Source organism: Flavobacterium sp. LMO8 (genome assembly GCF_009495755.1).
Lineage (GTDB): Bacteria > Bacteroidota > Bacteroidia > Flavobacteriales > Flavobacteriaceae > Flavobacterium.
The window spans coordinates 306,816-327,418 of record NZ_WIBJ01000030.1; the positions used below are offsets into that span (position 1 = coordinate 306,816).

At 30.8% G+C, this 20,603-nt stretch carries 16 protein-coding genes; 7 read left to right on the forward strand and 9 right to left on the reverse strand.

What is annotated here, in order from left to right:
• The 7 genes from GFJ94_RS07690 to GFJ94_RS07720 form a co-directional block, all read right to left on the reverse strand.
• On the reverse strand, positions 1–2,220 hold the full coding sequence (locus tag GFJ94_RS07690; RefSeq protein WP_153200963.1) for a bifunctional (p)ppGpp synthetase/guanosine-3',5'-bis(diphosphate) 3'-pyrophosphohydrolase: 2,220 nt from the start codon (positions 2,218–2,220) through the stop codon (positions 1–3).
• An 88-nt stretch (positions 2,221–2,308) separates the two neighbouring features.
• Entirely contained in the window at positions 2,309–3,853 is a 1,545-nt protein-coding gene (locus GFJ94_RS07695) for a serine hydrolase (RefSeq protein WP_153200964.1), read from the reverse strand.
• Positions 3,854–3,865: 12 nt separating this feature from the next.
• Positions 3,866–4,657, reverse strand: coding sequence for an RNA methyltransferase (locus tag GFJ94_RS07700; protein ID WP_153200966.1), 792 nt, complete (start codon positions 4,655–4,657; stop codon positions 3,866–3,868).
• 63 nt (positions 4,658–4,720) lie between these two features.
• Positions 4,721–6,016 (reverse strand): amidohydrolase family protein, encoded by a 1,296-nt coding sequence (locus GFJ94_RS07705; RefSeq protein ID WP_153200968.1) that lies wholly within the window; start codon positions 6,014–6,016, stop codon positions 4,721–4,723.
• Positions 6,017–6,074: 58 nt separating this feature from the next.
• Complete coding sequence (locus GFJ94_RS07710) at positions 6,075–6,476, reverse strand: endonuclease domain-containing protein (protein WP_153200969.1); 402 nt, start codon at positions 6,474–6,476, stop codon at positions 6,075–6,077.
• 92 nt (positions 6,477–6,568) lie between these two features.
• Entirely contained in the window at positions 6,569–9,598 is a 3,030-nt protein-coding gene (locus GFJ94_RS07715) for an amidohydrolase family protein (protein ID WP_153200971.1), read from the reverse strand.
• 96 nt (positions 9,599–9,694) lie between these two features.
• A complete protein-coding gene (locus tag GFJ94_RS07720) occupies positions 9,695–11,482 on the reverse strand; it encodes a gliding motility-associated C-terminal domain-containing protein (RefSeq protein WP_153200973.1) in 1,788 nt (595 codons plus the stop codon).
• A gap of 109 nt (positions 11,483–11,591) precedes the next feature.
• Here GFJ94_RS07720 and GFJ94_RS07725 point away from each other — a divergent pair, with 109 nt between their 5' ends.
• The 4 genes from GFJ94_RS07725 to GFJ94_RS07740 are packed head-to-tail and all read left to right on the forward strand — an operon-like array spanning position 11,592 to position 16,309.
• Entirely contained in the window at positions 11,592–12,572 is a 981-nt protein-coding gene (locus GFJ94_RS07725; protein WP_153200974.1) for a GNAT family N-acetyltransferase, read from the forward strand.
• Entirely contained in the window at positions 12,569–13,732 is a 1,164-nt protein-coding gene (locus tag GFJ94_RS07730) for a DegT/DnrJ/EryC1/StrS aminotransferase family protein (RefSeq protein WP_153200975.1), read from the forward strand. Before GFJ94_RS07725 ends, GFJ94_RS07730 begins: the two co-directional genes overlap by 4 nt.
• Before the next feature lie 2 nt (positions 13,733–13,734).
• A complete protein-coding gene (locus GFJ94_RS07735) occupies positions 13,735–15,021 on the forward strand; it encodes an O-antigen translocase (RefSeq protein WP_153200977.1) in 1,287 nt (428 codons plus the stop codon).
• Positions 15,005–16,309, forward strand: coding sequence for a hypothetical protein (locus tag GFJ94_RS07740; protein WP_153200979.1), 1,305 nt, complete (start codon positions 15,005–15,007; stop codon positions 16,307–16,309). The genes GFJ94_RS07735 and GFJ94_RS07740 overlap by 17 nt, the downstream gene beginning before the upstream one ends.
• Here GFJ94_RS07740 and GFJ94_RS07745 read toward each other — a convergent pair.
• Entirely contained in the window at positions 16,272–17,414 is a 1,143-nt protein-coding gene (locus GFJ94_RS07745; protein WP_153200980.1) for a glycosyltransferase, read from the reverse strand. The two genes, GFJ94_RS07740 and GFJ94_RS07745, sit on opposite strands and share 38 nt — an antisense overlap.
• A gap of 76 nt (positions 17,415–17,490) precedes the next feature.
• Here GFJ94_RS07745 and GFJ94_RS07750 point away from each other — a divergent pair, with 76 nt between their 5' ends.
• From GFJ94_RS07750 to GFJ94_RS07760, 3 genes are all read left to right on the forward strand, one after another.
• A complete protein-coding gene (locus GFJ94_RS07750; protein WP_153200982.1) occupies positions 17,491–18,309 on the forward strand; it encodes a glycosyltransferase family 2 protein in 819 nt (272 codons plus the stop codon).
• A complete protein-coding gene (locus tag GFJ94_RS07755) occupies positions 18,287–18,691 on the forward strand; it encodes an FdtA/QdtA family cupin domain-containing protein (RefSeq protein ID WP_153200984.1) in 405 nt (134 codons plus the stop codon). Before GFJ94_RS07750 ends, GFJ94_RS07755 begins: the two co-directional genes overlap by 23 nt.
• A gap of 76 nt (positions 18,692–18,767) precedes the next feature.
• Positions 18,768–19,676, forward strand: coding sequence for a class I SAM-dependent methyltransferase (locus tag GFJ94_RS07760; protein WP_153200985.1), 909 nt, complete (start codon positions 18,768–18,770; stop codon positions 19,674–19,676).
• Here GFJ94_RS07760 and GFJ94_RS07765 read toward each other — a convergent pair.
• Positions 19,667–20,602 carry a glycosyltransferase family 2 protein gene (locus GFJ94_RS07765; RefSeq protein ID WP_153200986.1) on the reverse strand — a complete coding sequence of 312 codons (936 nt, stop codon included), beginning with the start codon at positions 20,600–20,602 and terminating at the stop codon, positions 19,667–19,669. The genes GFJ94_RS07760 and GFJ94_RS07765 overlap by 10 nt on opposite strands.
• Between the last annotated feature and the right edge of the window lies 1 nt (position 20,603).

Below are 20,603 nucleotides of genomic sequence, written 5' to 3' on the forward strand. Positions count from 1 at the left end.
CTAACTATTATAAACCCTAGTTACCTTATCAATTCCATCTACTTTTTTGATGTTTTCGATTAGTTTTTTAAGGATGGTATTGTTTTGAACTACCACTGCCACTTGTCCGTAGAATATACCCGCTTCGGAATTTAGGGAAATACTTTGGATATTTACATGCATTTGATTTGATATTACTTTTGTTAGTTCATTAGTAAGTCCTAAAATATCCATTCCTGTAATTTTTAATATTGCTTTAAATTCTTCTTGTGATGAATCAACCCATTTTGCAGGAATAATTCGATAGGCATAATTCGATTGCATGCTAATAGCATTTGGACAGTCTTTTCTGTGTACTTTTATTCCTTCATTAATACTAACAAATCCAAACACTTCATCTCCAGGAATTGGGTTACAACAACTTGATAATTTATAATCTAATTTGTCTTGTTCTGAACCAAATACTAATAAATCGTATTTTTTACTGATTTCATTTTTATGAATTTGTTCCGGTTGATTAGATGGCGATCGTTTTATAGTTTTCTTAAAGAAATTAACCAATGTGTTGCTTTTTTGAGCAGCATAATCTTTTAGTTGTTGGTTTTCGATAGCCCCAATTCCAGATCGGTAATATAAGTCTAAACTGGTTTGCAACTTAAAGAAGTTGACCAATTCATTAGTTGTATTTTCGTTAAGTACAATTTTTAAATGGCGTAATTTTCGAGTAAGAATTTCTTTTCCGTCTTCGGCAATCTTTTTAGTGTTTTCGTTTAAAACGTTTTTAATTTTATTTTTCGCTCTCGAAGTAGTTACATAATCTAGCCATTGCGATGTTGGTTTTTGATTCGCCGATGTAATAATTTCCACTTGATCGCCACTATTTAAAACATGATTTAGCGGAACTAATTTCCCGTTTACTCTAGTTCCTCTTGTTTTTACACCAATTTCTGAGTGAATACTGAAAGCGAAATCTAGTGAAGTAGCTCCTTTTGGTAATGATTTAATTTCACCTTTTGGAGTGAACACATAGATTTCTTTGGCATACAAATTCAGTTTAAAATCTTCTACAAAGTCAACTGCATTGGCACTAGAATTTTCTAAAGCTTCTTTTAATTGGTTTAACCAAATTTCCAAACCGTGTTCTTCAGTGGCACCATTTTTATATTTGTAATGCGCTGCGTAGCCTTTTTCTGCAATTTCATCCATACGTTCACTTCGCACCTGAATTTCTACCCAACGCCCTTTCGGACCCATTACGGTAATATGAAGTGCTTCATAACCAGATGATTTTGGAGAAGAAATCCAATCTCGTAATCTACTTGGCGAAGGTCGATAATGATCGGTAACTACTGAATAAATTTTCCAAGCAATGAACTTTTCGTCGTGTTGATTTGATTTGTAAATAATTCGAAGCGCAAATTTGTCGTATACTTCGTCAAAAGTAACGCCTTGAGCTTTCATCTTTCTACGAATGGAGTAAATTGATTTTGGACGACCTTTGATTGTAAATTCTATTCCTTCGTCAACCATCGATTTACTTAATACATCTGAAATAGTTTTGATATATTCGTCTTGCTCTTCTTTGGTTTCTTTAATTTTACTTACAATATCGTTGTAAACTTCGGGTTCAGTATATTTTAAACCTAAGTCTTCTAATTTGGTTTTGATGTTATATAATCCTAAACGATGGGCTAGTGGTGCATAAATATAAAGTGTTTCGGAAGCAATTTTGGCTTGCTTGTAATCCACCATACTTCCCATGGTTTGCATGTTGTGTAATCTATCAGCAATTTTAATTAAAATTACCCGAACATCATCGTTCAATGTTAATAACATTTTACGGAAATTTTCTGCTTGTACCGAAATTTCTTGATCGGTTTTAACTTTGGCAATCTTGGTCAAACCTTCAACCAATTGAGCAATCTTTGGGTTGAACATTTTTTCAATATCCTGAACCGTAATATCAGTATCTTCCACCACATCATGCATCAAGGCAGCCGCAATCGAAGTGGCTCCTAAACCAATGTCTCTAGCTACAATTTTAGCTACAGCAATAGGATGGAAAATATAGGCTTCTCCCGATTTTCTACGTTGGTCTTTATGGGCATCAACAGCTACATCAAATGCTTTACGGATGATTTTTTTGTCTTCAACCGTAAGTGTTTGATAACTGATGCGAAGTAATTCTTTATATTCTTGCGCGATTGCTTTGTTTTCGGCTTCTAATTCTAACTCTGTCATACAATTAATTCAAGTACTTAAATGTACTACAAATAAACAAAAAATCAAACTACAAGCACAAAAAAAAAGCGCCTAAGCGCTTTAAATATTATTTTCGATTAAAATCTAAATCATGAAAATCATAGCTAAAATCGGTTAATGGAGAAATTGCTTTCATTTTTAGATTTTGTGGTTTTCCATTTTCATCTAAACTAACAAAAATAAAAGCATCTGCATGAAAAAAGGCATTGTTCCATTTTACGGCATAAATGTTTTCTTTGTAATAAAAGACTTCTCCTGCTAGTTGTTTAGAACGTAAGGACTGAAAATATAATTTATTTTTTTTAAACGTTAAAGTGATATCTCCAAACCAATTATCAGAATACATTCCTTGTAATTGTTCAAACTTATTTTTAATATTTTTATCATTCTTATTTTTTTCAATATTTTTCCATACTTCTTCGTTTACTTTATCTGTGCCAGAAATTACATTTTTCTCACTTCTACTGTATATTGCAACTAAATCTATTTTAGGAATATTCAAGTAACTATTCTTGATAGTATTGGTTATTGCAGTAAAAGCAGAACCTGATTGTTGATTTGTAAGTACAATAATTCCTAAATTTAATTCAGGTATCATTGTAACTTGAGTTACCATTCCCTCAAGACCACCAGTATGAGTAACTTCTTTATACCCTTTTACATCGCTAAGAAACCATCCCAGCCCATAACCACCGAAATGAGTATTGTAAGGAGGTATTGTTGTTTTTGGAATTATTGTTTGTAATGACCACATATCATTAAGTAATTCTGGACTAAATAATTGATTGTTATTTTCAGGATTTTTCCCTTTATTTAATAATGTAAGTAGCCATTTATTTAAATCGTTTACAGAAGAATATATTCCGCCAGCAGCATCTAAGATAGGGTTTTTATATCTTGAAATGGGTTTTAATTTTTCTTGTATTGGAACATGAGGAGTAGCTATATTGGTTGTGTCTTTAAGTCTTTTAAAACTACCTGCTGTTCTATTCATACTTAAAGGAGAAGTAATTCTTGACTCTATAAATTCGCTCCAACTATTACCTGAAACTTTTGCTATTACTTCTCCAGCAACAATGTATAATAAATTGTCATAATCAAATTGTGTTCTAAAATTTGAAACAGGTTTTAGAAATCTCAAATTATGAATAATATCTTTTGATGTAAAATTGTTTCCATCTGGCCAAATCATTAAGTCTCCAGCTCCTAAACCTAAGCCACTTCTATGTGTTAATAAGTCTCTAATTGTAAATTCGTTAGTTACATAATCATTGTACATTTTAAAATCGGGTAGATAAGAGATTACTTTATCGTCCCAGTTTAATTTTCCTTCGTCAATAAGAATCGCAAGTGCGGCTGCTGTGAATGCTTTGCTGTTTGAAGCAATTCCAAAAAGAGTATTTTCGTCCACTTTTTGATTTGTAACAATAGAAGTTACACCATATCCTTTTGAATGGATTACTTTTCCATCTTTAATCACAGAAACGGCAATTCCAGGCACATTAAAAGCCGTTAATGAATTGGTTACTAACTGATCAATTTCTGTAGGAGAAATTTGCGATTGAATAGCTAAGGAAATAGAAAAACAAGCTATTAATAATTTTATTTTCATGTTGTATAGTTTTTAAAATCCACGTTGTCTTTTAGCTTCAAAAAGTAAAATAGCAGCAGCAACTGAAACATTCATAGAATCGATTTCGCCTTGCATTGGAATGATGATGTTTTTAGTGCTTTCTGTTCTCCATTTTTCGGATAAGCCTGTGGCTTCTGTTCCAACCACTAAAGCAGTAGGAGTGGTGTAATTTTGAGTATGGTATTCAGTAGAATCTTGTAAAGTAGCGGAATAAATATTAATGTTATTTTCTTTCAAATAATCAATTACTTCTTCAGTAGTTCCAACAGCAATTTGTCGGGTAAACAAACAACCAACACTAGAACGAACGATGTTTGGATTGTATAAATCGCTTTTTGGATTGGCGATAATTACAGAATCAATGTTTGCAGCATCAGCTGTTCTTAAAATGGCACCAACGTTTCCGGGTTTTTCTAAGGATTCTCCAACTAATATTAGTGGGTTTTTAGAAAGTTTTAAATCGGATAAGGCTAACGATTTTGTTTTGGCAATGGCTAAAATGCCTTCGGTAGTATCGCGATAGGCTAATTTTTGATATACCTCTTTTGAAATTTCGATAATCTCGACTTCGCTCGATTTGACAAGGTTATTTATTTCTCTATTCGAAATGATTTCGGGTAAAAATAGAATGGTTTCTAATTCATAACCTCCTTTTAATGCCAATTCAATTTCGCGTTTTCCTTCAATTAAAAAAGTGCCCGTTTGCTTACGAACTTTTGCTTTTTCTTGCAATTGGACTAACGATTTAATAAACGGATTTTGAACCGAGGTGATTTGTTTCATGAATAAGAAATTATAGAGCAAAAGTACAAAAAAAGCCTCTCATTTACTGAAAGGCTTTTGGTCTTATTTTTTTTGTTGTTCGAATTTTCCTTTGTAACGTTCATACAATTCGGTGTGGTGACTTTCTAAACTGATTTGTCTTCCGTCAATAAAAGCGAATGAAATTACATTGGTTTTCATATCCAAAGCATCGCCTTCAGAAATAAATAATGTAGCACTTTTACCAGATTCTAACGTTCCGTATTGGTTGTCAATTCCTAAAATTTTAGCTGAATTTCCTGTAATTAATTGTAATGCTTGTTCTTTTGTTAATCCCCAAGCGGCACAAGTTCCAGCGTAAAACGGAAGATTTCTGGTTTGCATACGTTCCATATCGCCTGCATTTTGTAATGCAACTAAAACGCCTGCATCTACTAATAATTTAGCATTTTTGTATGGTAAATTTACATCTTCATCTTCCAATAATGGTAAACTATGTACGCGATTTAATAAAACAGAAACGTTGTTTTCTTTTAATAATGTACCTACTTTAAATGCATAATAACCGCCAACAATTGTCATGTTTTTGATGTTGTTTTTCTTTTTGAATAAAACGGCATCGATGATTTCTTTTTCTCCATTTGCATTTACAAACAAGGTTTTTTCACCTGATTGTAACCCTTTCATAGCTTCATAAGGAATGTCTTTTTTAGTGTTTTTACTTCCCAAATAAGCAAAAGCATTGTCAAAATATTCTTGAATCGCTTTTACTTGTGGATCGTAATTTTTATTCATTTCAATTCCGCCTGGTTCAGCCCACCAACCAGCTCTTGAGTAGCTTCTTGGCCAGTTTAAGTGAATTCCGTCGTCGGTTTTAATCGATGCGTCTTCCCAGTTCCAAGCATCCAATTGAACGATTGATGATGTTCCTGGAATTCTGCCACCTCTTGGCGTAATTTGTGCTAACAAAACGCCGTTTGGACGTGTGGTTTCCACTAATTTTGACTCAGCATTGTAAGCGATAATACTTCTTACGTGTGGATTGAACTCTCCAATTTCGCTTTCGTCATCCGAAGCTCTAACTGCATCTATTTCTACTAATCCTAATGTTGAGTTTGGTGCAATGAATCCCGGATAAATATGTTTTCCAGATGCTTCAATCACAATATCATGTTTATCAGGCTTCATTACGGGAGCATCGCCAATAGTTGCAATTTTTCCGTCAATAATTGAAATCAAACTGTTTTCAATTACTTTTCCGTTTCCTAAATGTGCTTTGGCACCAAGGATTAAAATCGATTTACTTTGTTTTGGAGCAGGCGTTTGTTGGGCAAACCCAAACAAAGAAATAATACAAAGAATGAATGTTATTTTTTTCATTTATATATCTTTTTAATTTTATTCAAAATATTAAAACTAACTAAGTATAACTATAAACTTAATTAGAAGTATTGTCCCCTTGAGGGGACTTTAGGGGTGTTTTCAATCTTTCGATTTCTTGTTCCAATGATAGTAAAACGGAAAATAAGTTTTGTTTCACATCAATATCACTAAATCTTAAAAAATGAACACCTAATTTTTCTAACTCACCTCGTCTAAATCTGTCGTATTCGTATTTATAAAGGTGACTATCACCATCAATTTCAATAGCTAACATTAATTCATGACAATAAAAATCAACAATATAATCTAACATTGGGACTTGTCTGTGAAATTGAAAATCATATCCTTTCATTTTTATGTTTTGCCAAAGAATCACTTCGCTAAGTGTGCTGTTTTTTCTTAGTTCTCTTGCGAAATCTTTCAAGTGTGGTTTATATGGTATGATTTTGTTTTTCATGAACTTTTTACACCCCTAAAGTCCCCTCAAGGGGACAATTGTTCTATTGAATCATATTGTTTTATCTTTTCATTAGAAATTAGCTGTTTTGACTAATTATATTTATAATGAGACTCTTTGCAATTTTCTCCTAAAGTATCACAATGATAGTGACCATTTTCTTTTTTCTTGGGTAATTGCGTTTTCATTCCTTTGTTTTTAGCGTCTAACATGAAGTTGATTAACTCAGCTCTTTCTTTTTGGATTTCGCTCATCACTTCTTTCTCTTTTTCTAAATCATAGAAAATGATTCCGTCTACTAACGTTTTTTCAGCTCTTGTATAGATAGATAAAGGACTATCAGACCATAGTACTACATCGGCATCTTTTCCTACTTTGATACTTCCTACTTTATTATCTACTTGAAGAATTTTTGCAGGATTTAAGGTTACGAAATTCCAAGCTTCTTCTTCTGTTACGTTTCCGTATTTAACCGTTTTAGCAGCTTCTTGGTTCAGACGTCTTGACATTTCAGCATCATCAGAATTGATAGAAACTTGCACGCCTTCATTCATCATAATCGCTGCGTTGTATGGAATTGCATCGTTAACTTCGTATTTGTAAGCCCACCAATCTGCAAATGTAGAACCCGCAACGCCGTGTGCCGACATTTTATCAGCTAATTTGTAGCCTTCTAAAATATGTGTGAACGTTTGAATTTTGAAATTATAACGTTCTGCTAATTTCATTAACATATTGATTTCCGATTGCACATAAGAGTGACAAGTGATAAAACGTTTTTTTGCTAAAATTTCTCCTAAAACTTCCATTTCGACATCAAATCTTGGCATTACTTTATTTTTTCCTTTACCTGATTTGTAGGCATCCCACTCGTTTTTATATTCGATTGCTCTGGTGAAATAATCTTCATAAACTTGTTCTACACCCATACGAGATTGTGGGAAACGGTTACGTGAAAAATCGCCCCAGTTGGATTGTTTTACGTTTTCACCCAAAGCAAATTTGATATATTTTGGAGCATCTTTAACTAACATTTCCTCTGGTGAATAACCCCATTTTAATTTGATGAATGCCGCACGACCTCCAATTGGATTTGCAGAACCATGTAATAAGTTAGCCGAAGTAACTCCACCAGCTAAATTTCTGTAAATATTGATGTCTTCTGAATTTACAACATCTTCAATCGTAACTTCTGCTGATGAATTTTGCCCACCTTCGTTAACTCCATTTGAAATAGCAATGTGCGAGTGTTCATCAATGATTCCAGCCGTTAAATGTTTGCCAGTTCCGTCAACAACTTTTGCTCCTGAAGCTGGTAAGTTTTTACCAATTTTCGCAATTTTTCCGTTTTGAATTAAAACATCGGTTTCTTTAAGATTTCCTTCTTTTTCTCCTGTCCAAACGGTTACATTTTTAAATAAAATAGTTTCTTGTTTTGGTTTTTCGTCGTTTCCAAAAGAAATATTTGGATACGTTACCGTATACATAGACGGTACTTTTGGTTCGTCTTTTTTGTCGTCTTTCTTTTTATCTTCTTTAACTTCAGTTGCTCTTTTAGTTGCAGTCCAAGATGTTTCGTTTCCGTTTTCTAAAACGGCTTTTCCTTGCATCATGTCTTTTACGAAAGTTCCTGAAAGTCTAACGAAATTAGCTTTTGTAGTATCTTGATTTTTGATAACCAAATTAACCCACGGATCATTGAATTGGATTTTTGTTCCAAAGTTGATACTATCTTTAACAGCTTTTGCTTCGAATTTTGAAGTTTCGCCTTCGATTTTTAATTCGAATTTGTGATTATCAAAAACTAAATCGTAAGTCCCTCTAATATCAGTAGGATTGATTTTATCTATGATGTTTCGATTTCCTTGTACCCAGTTTTCTAAGATGTTGCTTTTGTCTTCAAAAATATCACCAGAAACGATAATGAAATTCGCTAATTTTCCTTTTGAAATAGAACCTACTTTATCAAATTGATTTACCAATTTTGCAGGAGTTTCTGTTAAAGCTAATAACGCTTTGTCTTTTGGTAAACCATATAAAACGGCTTTTCTTAAATTAGAAAGAAATGATTTGGTTTCTTTTAAATCTGCTGTAGAAAGTACGAATGAAACATTGTTCTCTGCTAAAATTTTCAAGTTGAACGGTGCTTGATTCCAAAATTTCATATCACTCAAGCTTACTTGTTGCGCTAAGTATGGATCTGTTACATCATAAGCATCTGGAAAATTCAATGGAATAATATAAGTAGCTCCCGATTTTTTGATTTCGTCGATACGCTCAAATTCGTTTCCGCTTCCTTTAATTAGATATTTAACTCCAAATTCATCGCCTAATTTATCTGCTCTTAAACCATTTAATTTATCGCCAGCATTGAAGATTTGCAATAAATATTTGTTCGCATTGAAAGCTTCTAAAGATAAATCTTTGTTAGTTGCATTTCCTTGTGCATACCATTTTGCATCGTGAAATACTTGGCGAATCAAAGCCATACTTCCCATCATTGAAGAAGGATAACTTTGCTTAGTAAATTTACTTCTACTGAATGTAAAATGTTGCGATACTTTATCTTTAATCATTCTATCAGCGTTTGTTCCGAAGTCGTTTAATGTCCAAAGTAAACCTGTTCCTGCAATTACACCATCATTGTGGTGACTTAAAACGGTACCAAAACCAGCTTCTCTTAAACTTCCAGCTGCTTTTGTATCATAACTTAAATTTTCATAAGCGTTGTATTCTGGTTTTACATGGTCGTTCCAGTAATATCCTTCACGATTCGATTCATATTGTGGTGTGAAGTTACCACTTGGTCTTGGAGTAGGTTTGCTGATTCCAAATTCGCTATATAACTCAACGAATGAGGGATAAATTGTTTTTCCTGTTGCATCTACAATTGTAGTCCCTTTTGGAATGGTAACATTGGTACCCACTTCTACAATTTTGTTCTCTTTGATTAACAGCGTGGCTTTTTCAATTTTTTGCGTTGCTGATACATAAATAGTGGCGTTTGTAATAGCAACATAGTTTTTGAAGCTTTGTTTTACGCCATCATTTTTTGGAAAATATTCTTGCGCATTTCCGGAAAATGAAATCAAGAATACTAACAATAACGATATGTATTTCATGTTTTAGGGTTTAGTTTGGTTAAAGATAGAAATTATCTTCGATTTTAATTATTGCAGAAAAGGATTTAAAAAATTTTAACTTTTGTTAATAGTAAACTATCGGTTTATGTAAAGGTAACCAGTTAAGGGTTCAGAATAATTAGGATCATTTAAATAAAGGATATAATAATAAGTTCCAGCAGGCGCTAAAGTACTTCCAACGCCTTCTTCTACATAACCATCCCAATCAGGTTTATTATTGTTTCCTGTCCATAAATGTTTGCCCCAACGATTAAAAATTAGTATTTCAAAATTCACAAAAATATCGCGAAGGCCATCTATGAAAAAAGCATCGTTTGAGCCATCTCCATTTGGAGAAACTGCATTATAAACTGTAGGAGGACAATTTTCGGTTAATAAAAAGAATGAAGTTACAGAAAAGCAGCTATTATCAATACGAACAAAAATTTCTTTTGGTGTGGTAAGCGCTTCGTAATTAAAACTATTTAGTATTGGATTTATATTTTGAACCGCATCATAATAACTTTCATGAAATGAAACAATTTGACTTGAATTTGTTTTAACTAATTCGGAATAACTTGAAAAATCAAAAATGCCTCGAGTTAAACCAAGATTACAAGAAGTTAATGGGTTTAAATTATTGAAAGTTGGCGATACCGTAAGTTCAATATCAATTTGAAAAGTATTGTTGTTTTCTAATAATTCAGTAACAATTCCTGAACCATTTCCTCTATCATCAACAACTGCTAATAATGAAAAGTTTAGAGAAACAGAACTTGGAATGGACAAAATTATGTTTCCATTTTCGCTTCCTCCAATTGGAATTATATTTTGAGTGTAAGTTGTTGCAATTACTTCTGTTCCTGCATAAAACGTAATGGGTGTATTTGCTTCTAAAACTTCTGTACTATTCAAATTTGAAACGGTGAAATCTAAAGTAACTTCTCTTGAATTACATGTGGAAGTTGGGTTTTCTAATACAATGGTTGCATCAGGTAATTGACTGTTTAGTTTTGTAACTACAGTGTTAATCATGATGAAATCTTGAAAAGAAGTTAATGCTATTGAAGCACTTGTATCTCCAATAGAAATATAATTATCAATTTCGTAAATATCCAAATCCATATTATATAACTGATTGGACCCTGTAACTGAATTTGTACTATTAAAAACGTTATTTGGTGGATTAAAAGGATTGCTTATTGCTGTTCCATTTACAGTAAAATTCTCTGTAGCTAGTTGTGAATCTCCTTCCCATGCAATGAATCCTGCTTTTGCATTGGAATTGTTTAGTACATACAAATTGGTTAAATTTATTTGTAAGGCATCAGGAACACCTTGTAATCCATCATAAATGTTTAATTGGTTTAACGTTAAACTCGGATTTTCATAAACAATTAATATGGCCCAACCTGCAAAATTTGTTTTTCTACTATAATGAAGTGCCTGAAATGGCGAAATATCTAAATTAGAAAGGGTATAAGTTCCATTTCCTGTTGTTTGAACTAAAGTTGTAATATCTTTAAACGCACTGAAATAAGTAAAAGTATTAGGGTTAAAAAATCTTGAATGTGAAAAAGTTCTATCAGGAGTAATTGTTGTACCATTCAAATCAACTTCAAAATCACCGTCTCCGCTGCCTGCCCAATATAAATAAGCTCTAATAATTGTATCACTCGGACCTAAATTTAGTGTCGCAGATGAAGAAGTATTGGTTACATAGAAATTGGTGGGATTATTTTCAGCTATATTCATTGTATTTCCTACAAATGTGAAATCGTATCTTCCATTTACTTGAGTGAATAATGAAATATCTTGACCTTTAGTTAAAGTAGGTAATAGAATTCCTAATAGAAAAATGAGGCAAAGTAATTTTTTCAACATACTGATTTAGTGAAAATTTGGTTCCAATTTACTATATTTTTTTTAAAAAACAGAATAAAGAAATCAGATGCCGTAAAAATTTAGTAATTTTCCGCTTTAAAATAATAGTTTGAGAAAGTATCACGTAGAAATATATAGTTCAACACGTTATGATTTGTGGAACGAATTTGTAGCCAATGCCAAAAACGCTACCTTCTTGTTTCATCGTGATTTTATGGAATATCATCAAAACCGATTTGAAGATTATTCGCTTTTGGTTTTTGATGATAGTCATGAATTAATGGCTATTTTACCTACAAATAGAGTAGGAGAAACCCTTTTTTCGCATCAAGGACTAACTTATGGTGGAATTGTAATTCATGAAAAAACAAAACTTTCCGATTTTATATCCATTGCAAAATCTGTTTTTGAATATTTGAACACACAACAATTTCAGAAAATAATTTTCAAAGAAATTCCAACTATTTACAATCAAATTCCTTCCAATGAATTGCAATATTTGATATTTTTAATGCAAGGAAATTTGGTCAGAAGAGATGTTTTGTCGGTTATAGATTTGAAAACCAATTTTTCTTTTTCACGTGATAGAAAAAATGGGATTAAAAGAGGAATCAAAAATAATTTAGTTGTAAAAGAAGAACCCAATTTTGAATTATTTTGGAATGAAATTTTAATTCCAAATTTAGAAGTTAAACATCAAGCAAAACCTGTTCATTCATTGGAAGAAATTCAAGTTTTGTATAATAAATTTCCAAAAAACATCCGACAATTTAATGTGTATCAAAACGATAAAATTGTGGCCGGAACTACCATTTTTGAATCAAATTTTGTAGCGCATTCTCAATATATTTCGGGGAATTCAGATAAAAACGAATTGGGAAGTTTAGATTTTTTACACGATTATTTAATTTCTAACGTTTTTAAAGACAAAAAATATTTCGATTTCGGAATTTCCAATGAAAATCAAGGAAAAAATATAAATAAAGGTTTGTTGTATTGGAAAGAAAGTTTTGGTGCAAGAGTTATTACACAAGATTTTTACGAAGTAGAAATAAAAAACTACATACTTTTAGATAACGTTTTACTATGATACATTTCCTAAATTTAAGAAAATTAAACCAACCTTTTGAAGTTGCTTTTCAGAAAAAGATGAAGCAATTTCTAGATGGTGGTTGGTATATTTTAGGTAATGAAGTCAAGCAATTTGAAACCGATTTTGCTTCCTATTGCGGCACAAAACATTGTATTGGTGTTGGAAATGGTTTAGATGCTTTGGTTTTGATTTTAAAGGCTTATATTCATTTAGGAAAACTTGAAAACGGTGATGAAGTTATTGTTCCAGCAAATACTTATATTGCTAGTATTTTGGCTATTTTACAAGCTGATTTAGTTCCTGTTTTAGTGGAACCAAGATTGGAAACGTACAATATTAATCCAGATGAAATTGAAGCTAAAATAACTTCCAAAACAAAAGCCATTTTGCCTGTTCATCTTTACGGCCAATTGTGTGAAATGAAAGCCATAAATGAAATAGCTCAAAGACATAATTTATTGGTTATTGAAGATGCAGCTCAAGCGCACGGCGCAAGATTAAGTGTTCAGTGTACAGTGGATAGTGTTCAGTCAAATACAGATTGTCATGCTGAACTTGTTTCAGCATCTCAATACCCAATACCCAATACCCAACACCCTACAGCCTATAGCTTTTATCCAGGAAAAAATCTCGGTGCTTTAGGCGATGGTGGAGCCATTACAACGAACGATGATGAATTAGCTGAAACGCTTTTTTCTATGCGAAATTACGGTTCAAAAGTAAAATATGAAAACGAAATTATCGGCGTAAATTCCCGTTTAGACGAATTGCAAGCGGCTTTTTTAAATATTAAATTGAAGCAATTAGATTCGGAAAATGAATTCCGTAGAAGCATGGCAAAACGCTATCTTTCAGAAATTAAAAACGATAAAATTATTATGCCAAGTTGGGATTTATCTCAAAATCACGTGTTTCATTTGTTTGTCATTCGAACTTCAAACCGATTAGCATTACAGAATTTTTTAAAGGAAAACGGAATTGAAACCATGATTCATTATCCAATTCCACCTCACAAACAAAAAGCTTTATCCAATTGGAACAATTTATCGTTTCCAATTACAGAGAAAATCCATGATGAGGTTTTGAGCATTCCGTTGAATTCAGGTTTAAAAGCTTCAGAAATTCAACATATTATTTCCACTTTAAACAACTATTAATTTTGAATATTTTAAAAAAAATAATTCAAAACAAGCTATTTAAAGTTACTTCTTTAAATAGCATTAGTATTTTAATTCGCATCATTACAGGTTTTGTTTCTTCAAAAGCTATTGCATATTTCATTGGACCTTCAGGAATGGCTTTGATGGGAAATTTGAGAAGTTTCACCTCTACAATTGAAAATGTTGGCATTTTAGGTTTACAAAATGGGATAGTTCAAAACTGCGCTAAAAACCAAGAGAATAAAGAGCAATTAAACAATTGGGTAGCTTCTTTATTTTGGATTTTTTTCATTTTATCTTTAGCTCTAAGTTTGTTAGTTTTCCTTGGAAACGGATTTTTTGGAAAACAAATTTTTGGTTCAGCTTCTGATTATCATTTTATACTAAATTTTATTGCTTTTGTAATTCCTTTTCAAGTGCTGCATTTGTTTTTTGTTGCAATCTTGAATGGTTTTAGTGAATACAAAAAGGTAACTGCAATTTCAGTATATAGTTACGTTGCTGGGTTGCTTATTTCTTTGTCCTTAATTTGGAAATATGGTATTAATGGAGCATTGATATCAATTTCAGTATTGTCGGTATTTCAATTTTTATTTTCGGGATATTATTTTGTCCAACATTTTTCTTTTCAACTAATTTTATTAAACAGAAAAATTGATTTTAGGAGTATAAAACATTTACTTCCATTGGGATTAATGACACTTTTTTCAGCAGTTTTGAGTCCAATTATTTATATTTTCATTAGGAATTTATTAAGTAGAGAAGTGTCATTAGACGCAGCAGGTCATTTTGAGGCGATGCAACGAATATCTGGGTTTTACATGATGTTTATTACGACTTTAATAACGTTTTATTTTTTGCCAGAACTAACAAAAGCGAAATCCTTAGATAAGGAAAGAAAACTAACATTTGCATTTTACAAAGGTATAATCCCAATTTTTGGTTTAGGATTAGTTTTAATTTATTTTTTAAGAAACTTTGTAATTCAGGTTTTATTAACAAACGAGTTTACCTTGGTTTCTGAATTGTTTGTATGGCAACTTTTAGGTGATTTTTTCAGAGCATTATCTTTAATCTTAGGAATTCGGTTTTATGCAAAAAAAATGATAAAAGGCTATTTTGTCACTGAAATTATTTCATTTGTGATTTTATTTTTTTCGAGTTATTTACTTATCCCAAAGTTAGGAAGTGAAGGTGCCGTTATGGCCTATGCAATTACTTATATTTTGTATTTTTTTGTTTTGTTAATATACTTTAGAAAGTTATTCTATGTCGAAAAATCTTAAAATACTGATTTCAATTGAAGCTTCATTTCGTTTTATTTTGTTTTTTGTATTTTATACAAGTGTAACTATTTTTCCTGATTCTGAAGGATATCTCGACTTAACTCAAAGACTTTCCAAATTCGATTTATCAAATTATAACGGATTACGTTCACCAGGATATCCATTATTGATTTCGTTTGTGAATTCTAATTTATATGCTGTAATATTTATGCAGTTTGGATTAGGGATTATAACTTCTGTTTTTCAATACAAAACACTAGTTCATTTTGATTTTTCGAAAAAGAATAGTTTAATGATTGCACTTTTTATTAGTTGTTTTTTAAATGTTTTCTTTTTTGAAACCTGTATTTTAGTGGAAACATTTGTTCTTTTTTTTATGAGTGCATTGATTTATTTGTTGTCAAAAAAGTCTTTTCAAGATCAAAATTTAAAGCATGATTTTCTAATAGGATTTATCTTAGGTTATTTAGCTTTAATTAAATCATTCTATATTTTCATACCGTTTTTACTACTTTTTTGGTTGGTTTTAAATCGATTAAATTTTAATACAATTTTACGAAAAGGATTGGTTATTTTACTTTTTCCTATGCTTTCTTTTTTGGGTTGGTCTTACGTAAATAAAATCAACATTGGTCAATTTTCTTCTTCTGGAATTTCAGGATTGTATTTAGCTCAAAATTGTGTTTATTTTGCCGAAGGTGCTCCTAAAGAATTCGATTGGATTTCAAAACCTTATGTAGCTTATCGCGAAAAATCTATTAGAGAAAATCGCGATGTTGCTATGGCTATTTGGTATGCTTATGAAGATGGAGCATACGATAAATACAATCTAAGTTTGCCTCAATTTTCAGTCGAACTTGGAAAATTTGCCAAAGCAACTATAAAAGAAAACCCAATAGCCTATTTCAAACAAATCATCACTAAATCTTGGTTTGATTTTTGGAAACCCACTATAAATTGGAGGTACGAAGGGTTTAATTTTAAATATATCAATAAGTTGTTATTTGGAATCTGGCATTTACAATCGGTTCTGATAGTGTTGATTAAAGTTGGATTTATTTTTGTTTTTTGCTTTCAATTGGTGCAATTCGTAAAAAACAGAAAATTAGTTTTAGAGTTTTTATTGTCATCAATAGTGTTTTCGGCGTCTATTTTACAAGGGTTAGTCACTTATGGAACTAATAATCGTTTTAGTTATCCGTTTGAATTTATAATGATAATTTCAGTTCTTTTGTTTTTAAAATCCAATGTTAAACTTCCCAACAAGTTAAATATTTGGCTGCAATAATTTTATAGTTGTGCTCTTTTTCAATAAAGTTTCGAGCACTTTTTGAGATTTCAATCATTTTATCAGGATGTTCAATTAAATAGGAAAGTTTTGTTGCAATTTCATTTTCATCCGGCAATGCATTAATACAAACTTCGTCCTCTTGCAATTGATACTGATTTAAAAATTCGGTTTCAGCACCTGTAAAAACCACTTTTCCTTTAGTCATAGCTTCTAATGCATTATATCCTTGATCGTATGCAAACACTTGATCTAACAAAATATGAGTTTTGTTATACTTCGATATATATTTGTTATACGGAATATTTTCTGTTACAATAATTTCGATTTTATCAGTATATTTTTTTTGGATAATTTCCAAAGCTTTTTCGAAATAGTTGATTCCTTTTTTGATGTAACTTAATCTATTTATACCTAAGAAAATTATAACTTTATCCTCAATTTCTAAATTTTTAAAAGCAATTGTATCAATATTTATAGGATTAGGAATAAACGTAGTTTGAAATCCCATTTTTTGCATCGGAATTTCATAATCTAAATCAGATGTGATTAGTTTTTGACAGTTTTCTTTCAACCAATCAAATGTTTTTCGATAATTTTCTTTTCGATATTTTAAAGGAAATTGAAATTGATTTTCCAAAGAATTGTCTTCAAAATAAGGATTTAAAACCGAATATTTTAGTTCGTTTTGAAACCAATAATCCACGACAGGAACTTCATCACCACAAATTAATAAACTTCGGCTTTTGATTTTTTTGAACAACTTTTTATATAAAAAACGTGATAAAATGGGATACGTTTCTAACGCATCAGAATTAATCAATTGCACATGATGATAGCTATTTAATTTTGGCAAGATTAAATAAAAACGAATCGCTTTTTCGATTTTTTCAAAATCTAAACCAATAACTTTCCGAATACTTTTAAATAGAAAATTCGCAATTTTATTTTCATGACAAATTCTGGCGTATATCGAATAATCAACAGGGAATTGCTTGAATTTATCACCACAACCTATAATCGTTACTTCGTGACTAAGTGCTACCAATCCTTCTTTTAAGGAATTATGTAATCTGCTGTATTCTCCAATTAAAAGTATTTTCATAAATAATTCTAAATCTAGTCACTAATCACTAATCACTAATCACTATATTTGTGTAAATATAGTACAATTGCTAAATATGTATCAAAAATCAGATATTCAAATTTTAATAGCAACCATGAATCGAAGTAATTTTGATTTTTTGGATGCTATGTTTGTGTTTTCTGATTTTTCTAATTTTGATTTCCTTATTATTAACCAAACATCTCAAGACAAACAATTAATATCTAATTTAGAGAATGTAAAAGTGGTTAATTCTTTTAATACAGGACTAACTAAAAGTAGAAATTTAGCAATTGAATTGGCAACAAAATCACTTCTAATTTTTACAGATGACGATGTTGTTTTTCAGTCAGGATTTGAAGCACATATACTAAAAGCTTTTAATTCTGATAGCAAACATGATGGTTTTCGTTTTGAGTTTTTAAATGGTAAAGGCAATTATGCGAAAAAATATCCTAAACATTTTGAAGAAAAATTATCACAATTTGAAATCTTAAATACCTCTTCAGTAGAATTGGTTTTTAAAAGAGAAAGTATTAATCGTGTAAATTTGAAGTTTGATGAGAATTTTGGCTTAGGAACTAATTTTGCAATGGGTGAAGAAGCTATTTTTGTGGCAGAAGCAGTAAAAAAAGGACTAAATATTGGTTTTTTCCCTGAAGTTTTAGTAGCGCATGCGCATGTTTCTACAAGTCAGAGAACTGCGGTTTCTATGCAATACTTTATTCATAGTGCAGTTTTTTACAAAATATATGGTAAAATGTATTTATTTTGGATAGCTTTGAAATTATTTTTCGATTTAAAACATCGAAAAGTGAGGTTTAGAGAAATTTTTAAAATGTTAAACCAATCCTTAAAAGGAAAACGAGCATATGTCAACCATACAAGATTGTAAATTACTAAATATTCCAAAAATCGAAGATCCACGAGGTAATCTCTCTGTGATTGAAAATAATGTTATTCCTTTTGAAATTGAACGCGTTTATTATTTGTACGATGTACCAAGTGGTGCTGAGCGCGGTGGACATTCTCACAAAGAGCAACAAGAATTTTTAGTTGCTTTATCGGGTAGTTTTGATGTTATTTTAAATGATGGAAATCAACAAAAAACAGTCACATTAAACAAACCATTTCAAGGTCTTTTAATTACGAATGGAATTTGGCGTGAATTGAAAAACTTTTCTTCTGGAGCTGTTTGTTTGGTTATTGCTTCTGATGTGTTTTCAGAAGAAGATTATATAAGAGAGTTTTCGGAGTTTTTAGTTACTAAATCTTAATTTTTTTCCATTGATAACTTTCGGTGATTTCATAGATGTCTATTTAAAATTAAAGCAGAAAGGATTTTCTTTTTTAATGAGAAAACTATTCAAGTTTTCAAATCAAAATAGGGTAGCATCTAAGTGGGATAGCTTTCATACAGAATCTGATTTTTGGGTAATTCCTGAAGTAAAAGCAGATTGGGATTATAAAATTTCTGGAAATTTGAATGTTACTTATGAGGAATATGTTGCTAAAAAGTATTTAAATCCAACTTCAAAACTTACATTACTTTCTATTGGTTGTGGAGAAGGATTACATGAGAGAAATTTTGCAAAACAATTTCATTTTTCTAAAATTATAGGAATTGATATTTCATCAGAAAGTATTAAAAATGCAATTAGTTTTGCCGAGAGTGAGCATCTAAAGATTGATTATTTAGCAGGTGATTTCACTAAAATGAATTTTCAAAACCAAAAATTTGATGTCATTTTATTTGATTCAAGTTTGCATCATTTTGAAAAATTAAAATCATTTTTAAAAAATAATATTAATCCATTGCTATCAAAGGATGGTATTGTAGTAGTATTTGAATATTGCGGACCAAACCGATTGCAATGGAGACCTTCTCAATTAAAAAAAATAAATCAGATTTTATCAAATTTACCAGAAAGTTATAGAATACTTCCAAATACAAATTGGATAAAAAGAAAAGCATATCGTCCAGGAATTTTAAGAATGTTTTTAGTTGATCCTTCTGAAGCACCAGATTCTGAAAATTTGCAAAAAGCTTTGCATGAAAATTTTGAAATAGTAGAGGAAACCAAATTAGGTTGGACTATTATTCAGCCTTTGTTTAAAAATATTGCGCATCATTTCGTAAATAACAAACCCGAAACTAAAAAATTGATTCGATATATTCTTGATGAAGAAGCTTCTTTTGTTAGAGAAACCAATGAGAATGATGCTATTTTTGGAATTTATAAAAAACTTAATCAATTATAAGTAGAAAATTCTATTCCAACCTTTTTTAAAATACGTTTGATTTTATAAAGTAGTTGTAAAACAAAACTGGGTAATACAAAAAGCAGTTTATTGGTTAAGGTTAAGTTTTTTGGAGCTATTTGTGTATAGTAAAACAAAGCATTCTCTTTATCACCAATTGATTTATAATGAATAGCATAAAAAAACCGATGTAAATCTAGAAATTCTTTCAAATAACTATCCTTTTGTTCTGCCTTTTCAAATTGTGAAAAGTCCATTAACTTCATTTGATTTATTTTTCTTTTAGTAAGACTGTTTGGAGTATTAAAATAATAGAGTGCTGTCGACTTATTAGAAATTGCAATAGGACTTGAAATTCCAATTTTTGTCCACAACTCTAAATCTTGTCCATTAGAAACATTTTCATTGAATCCTCCAAATTTTTGTAATGTTGATTTTTCAATCATTATTGCAGATGTCCATGTGATTCTAAAAGGTTTATTTGAATAAAAGTAATTCGAGATAATTCCTCTGAAATTTTTGTCAATTCCGTTAAATATAGGTTTTTGAAAATACTTTGAAGTGGTTTTTATTTGGTAACGATTACAATAAATACCACAATTTGGAAAATCAATGTAGAGTTTATATAATTCTTCTAAATGATTAGGATACCAATAATCATCTGCATCTAAAAATGCAATTAATTCTCCTGTAGCTTTTTCAATTCCTAAATTACGAGCAGCAGCTGCGCCTTTGTTTTGTTGTTCAAATAATTTGATTCGTTCATCTGAAAATTGAGAAACAATTTCAAAACTATTATCTGTAGAACCATCGTTTACAATTACTACTTCAAAATCGGTAAAAGTTTGAGCCAATACAGATTTTAAGGTTTCTGAAATGATGAAACCTTTGTTATAAAGCGGTATGATAACAGATATTTTTGGCATG

Excerpts from the sequence above, each read along its gene's own strand:
- GFJ94_RS07690 (WP_153200963.1), bottom strand. The coding sequence starts at position 2,220 with ATGACAGAGTTAGAATTAGAAGCCGAAAACAAAGCAATCGCGCAAGAA.
- GFJ94_RS07695 (WP_153200964.1), bottom strand. The coding sequence starts at position 3,853 with ATGAAAATAAAATTATTAATAGCTTGTTTTTCTATTTCCTTAGCTATT.
- GFJ94_RS07700 (WP_153200966.1), bottom strand. The coding sequence starts at position 4,657 with ATGAAACAAATCACCTCGGTTCAAAATCCGTTTATTAAATCGTTAGTC.
- GFJ94_RS07705 (WP_153200968.1), bottom strand. The coding sequence starts at position 6,016 with ATGAAAAAAATAACATTCATTCTTTGTATTATTTCTTTGTTTGGGTTT.
- GFJ94_RS07710 (WP_153200969.1), bottom strand. The coding sequence starts at position 6,476 with ATGAAAAACAAAATCATACCATATAAACCACACTTGAAAGATTTCGCA.
- GFJ94_RS07715 (WP_153200971.1), bottom strand. The coding sequence starts at position 9,598 with ATGAAATACATATCGTTATTGTTAGTATTCTTGATTTCATTTTCCGGA.
- GFJ94_RS07720 (WP_153200973.1), bottom strand. The coding sequence starts at position 11,482 with ATGTTGAAAAAATTACTTTGCCTCATTTTTCTATTAGGAATTCTATTA.
- GFJ94_RS07730 (WP_153200975.1), top strand. The coding sequence starts at position 12,569 with ATGATACATTTCCTAAATTTAAGAAAATTAAACCAACCTTTTGAAGTT.
- GFJ94_RS07740 (WP_153200979.1), top strand. The coding sequence starts at position 15,005 with ATGTCGAAAAATCTTAAAATACTGATTTCAATTGAAGCTTCATTTCGT.
- GFJ94_RS07745 (WP_153200980.1), bottom strand. The coding sequence starts at position 17,414 with ATGAAAATACTTTTAATTGGAGAATACAGCAGATTACATAATTCCTTA.
- GFJ94_RS07750 (WP_153200982.1), top strand. The coding sequence starts at position 17,491 with ATGTATCAAAAATCAGATATTCAAATTTTAATAGCAACCATGAATCGA.
- GFJ94_RS07755 (WP_153200984.1), top strand. The coding sequence starts at position 18,287 with ATGTCAACCATACAAGATTGTAAATTACTAAATATTCCAAAAATCGAA.
- GFJ94_RS07760 (WP_153200985.1), top strand. The coding sequence starts at position 18,768 with ATGAGAAAACTATTCAAGTTTTCAAATCAAAATAGGGTAGCATCTAAG.
- GFJ94_RS07765 (WP_153200986.1), bottom strand. The coding sequence starts at position 20,602 with ATGCCAAAAATATCTGTTATCATACCGCTTTATAACAAAGGTTTCATC.